Source organism: Paraglaciecola sp., from assembly GCF_051252315.1.
Classification (GTDB): domain Bacteria; phylum Pseudomonadota; class Gammaproteobacteria; order Enterobacterales; family Alteromonadaceae; genus Paraglaciecola.
In genome coordinates this window covers 1-3249 of the sequence record NZ_JBPOFP010000218.1, presented here as the reverse complement: position 1 = coordinate 3249, position 3249 = coordinate 1, and the positions used below count along the sequence as shown (strand labels likewise).

Here is a 3249-nt window from a genome sequence, read left to right as displayed (position 1 = left end):
TGGAGCGGGAAACGAGATTCGAACTCGCGACCCCAACCTTGGCAAGGTTGTGCTCTACCACTGAGCTATTCCCGCATCGCTATAAGTTTTCTTGGTAATTAAGACTAACGTTTGTTGCGTTTCGTCTTGCTCTCCTCAAACTGTGGGGGCATTCTACATCCACAATCAGAAGTGTCAACAACAAAAAGTATCTTTTTGAACTGACTGGCTGATTTTTAAACCGAAAGCACTAAAAACAGACAAATTGCTTTTATTATGAACGCTTAATTATGCGTTTTTTAAATCTTTCCACGCCGCAATTGTGTATTCAATCATTGACCAAAAAGATAACACCGCTGCAAAGTACAACAATCCATATCCTAAACTTACCCAATAAATTGGGATCCCCATAAATATTTCTATTTCGGACAACAATCCAATCAGTGCCAACATCTGCGCCATGGTTTTGGCTTTGCCTGTAAAATTAACTTTTACCAGATCTTGTTTGCCTTGTTGACTCATCCATTCTCGTAGTGCCGAAATATAGATCTCTCTAAACATGAGCAAAACAGCTGGCACGGTGATCCACGGTGTCGCATACGTATGAGTAATGAGGAGTAATGCGGCTGCCACAATTAATTTATCTGCAACGGGATCGAGAAAGGCCCCAAAAGCGCTGGTTTGATTTAGCTTTCTTGCCAGGTAACCATCAAACCAATCCGTAATTGCGGCAAACCAAAAGATAAATGCACCTGCTTGGTGGGCCCACTTCCAATCTAAAAAATACACGACTACAAATACTGGGATCAGTAAAACCCTGACCATGGTAATAATATTAGGAATTGTCCACATCTAATTTCTCAGTATTTTTGTTATATTCTTATTTAATGATTTGGGGTATTAACCCATAACAAAGCGTTTTTTCAAAGCTATTTATAAATAGCTCTTTATAAAAACTAAGTAAAAGCTTAGTTATGAATATGTTCGTATATTATATCTGCTAATTCGTTACTAATCCCCGGTACTTTTGCTATTTCATCTTTACTAGCTTGCAACACGCCATGTAATCCACCCATGTATTTTAATAAACTTTGACGACGTTTGGCCCCTACTCCCGGTATTGACTGCAATTTTGAAGTGGTTTTCTCTTTGTGACGTCTTTGTCTATGACCTGTAATAGCAAAACGGTGTGATTCGTCCCGAATATGTTGAATCAAATGTAATGCCGAGTTATCGGCTTGCATTGGGATCGTGGCATGGCTACCAGCTAAAATCAGCGTTTCTAAACCAGCTTTGCGACTACTGCCTTTAGCCACACCAATCAACATAGGCTTTTTACTTGGTTTCCAATCGTCAAAATAATCTTCAGCTTGAGCTAGTTGTCCTTTACCGCCATCTATAAATAAGATATCGGGAATTTTAGTTTCGTCTTTCACATCTCGATAACGCCGTGATAACGCCTGAGCCATGGCCGCATAATCATCGCCAGGTGTTATGCCTTCGATATTAAACTTTCGATAGTCCTGTTTATAAGGCCCTTCCCTATTAAACACCACGCAAGAGGCCACCGTTTGTTGACCTGACGTATGGCTAATGTCAAAACACTCCATACGTTGAATAGGTTGTTCAAACTCTAGGACTTTCTCTAATTCTAAATAACGAGCAAACACCGACTTTTGATGGTTCTGTCGAGACTCTAGTGCAGTATCGGCATTTGTATTGGCTAAGTCCAAATAACGGCGTTTTTCGTCTCTTACACCTTTATAAAACTGAATTTTACGGCCAGCCTCTTTGGTCAACAACGCTTCTATAGATGTTTGTTCTGTGATGTCGCAAGGCAGTACAATTTGTTGTGGAATGGTTTTATTACCCGCTAAATAAAACTGTAGTAAAAATGACTGAAAAACCTCTTCTGAGGTGGACTCATTGGGTACCTTGGGATAAAAACTTTTACTCCCCAACAGTTTATTGTCTCGAATAAACAAACCTTGAATGCTAGCAATACCATTTCGATAGGCAAAACCAAACACATCCATTTCTTGCTGTTCACCACTTACCCATTGTTGTTCTTGTACTTTATTTAATGCGCCAATTTGATCTCGATACCTAGCTGCAGATTCAAATTTAAGTTCAGTGCTCGCTTGTTCCATTTTTTGAATTAGAGAATCAATAACCTGCTTATTTTTACCTTTTAAAAATAATCGTGCCATTTGTACTTGATGTTCATACTCTTCTGCACTTACCAGGCCTTCAACGCAAGGACCAGCGCAACGCTGAAGTTGATACTGCAAACATGGCCTAGTTCGCGCGCGATAATAACTATCTTCACATTGTCGAATAGGAAACAACTTTTGCATGGTATTTAAACTTTCACGCACAGCCCAAGCACTAGGGTATGGACCAAAATATTCCCCTTTTTGTTTTTTAGGTCCTCTGTGACTGCTTAATCTAGGGTGAGTATGGTCTGAAAGTAATATAAATGGATACCCCTTATCATCGCGTAATAACACGTTATAACGAGGTTTATACTTTTTAATAAAGTTGTTTTCGAGAATGAAGGCTTCGGTCTCGCTGTGAACAACCGTTACATCCATATTGGTGATTTGTTTAACAAGCGTTCGAGTTTTAGCACTATCCACTTTAGCCCTAAAATAACTCGATACGCGTTTCTTTAAATTTTTAGCTTTACCGACATAAATCACTTCTTCTTTGTGATTGTACATGCGGTAAACACCTGGTTGATTGGTTAGGTGTTTTAAAAATGCTTGATGATCAAACCCGTCGATTTCACTCATTACAAATAACTAAACTCAGAGTTGGTCTGAATCGATAAGCTTATTTCTTATGGCTAAATGGGTCAGTTCAACATCTGTGCTGACATTGAGTTTTTCAAACATACGATATCTGTAAGTATTTACGGTTTTTGCGCTGATATTTAGAGATACTGCAATGTCCGGTACTTTAGCCCCTTTCGTTAACATTAGGGTTATCTCTAATTCTCTGTCAGACAAAGCTTCAAAAGGATTTCCCTCTTGTAAATCTAATTGACCAATAGCAATTTGTTGCGCTAAGTCAGGTGAAATATACTTTTGCCCTGAATGCACCTTGTAAATAGCGCGGATCATTTCTTCTGGCCCAGAATCTTTGGTTAAGTATCCTGAAGCGCCCATTTGCATCACTTTTGCGGGAATTGGGTTTTCTTTGTAGACAGATAATACCATCACGCGTGTATCTTCAGTCAAACGTAGGATGTGGTTAGTCGGTTCTATC

Annotated in this window: 3 protein-coding genes and 1 tRNA gene; all 4 read right to left on the bottom strand. The window is 39.2% G+C overall.

Translation table 11 applies throughout. The features are described 5' to 3' along the window. Window positions 1–75, bottom strand: a tRNA-Gly gene (locus ACSHXM_RS21355). A gap of 192 nt (window positions 76–267) precedes the next feature. After that, window positions 268–831: a CDP-diacylglycerol--glycerol-3-phosphate 3-phosphatidyltransferase gene (pgsA, locus tag ACSHXM_RS21350; RefSeq protein WP_435692365.1), complete on the bottom strand. Its 564-nt coding sequence runs from the start codon at window positions 829–831 to the stop codon at window positions 268–270. A 116-nt stretch (window positions 832–947) separates the two neighbouring features. Further along, a complete protein-coding gene (uvrC, locus tag ACSHXM_RS21345; RefSeq protein ID WP_435692363.1) occupies window positions 948–2774 on the bottom strand; it encodes an excinuclease ABC subunit UvrC in 1827 nt (608 codons plus the stop codon). Between the two features lie 15 nt (window positions 2775–2789). Further along, window positions 2790–3249 (bottom strand): LuxR C-terminal-related transcriptional regulator (locus tag ACSHXM_RS21340; protein ID WP_435692361.1); only part of this gene is annotated, 460 nt, incomplete at its 5' end.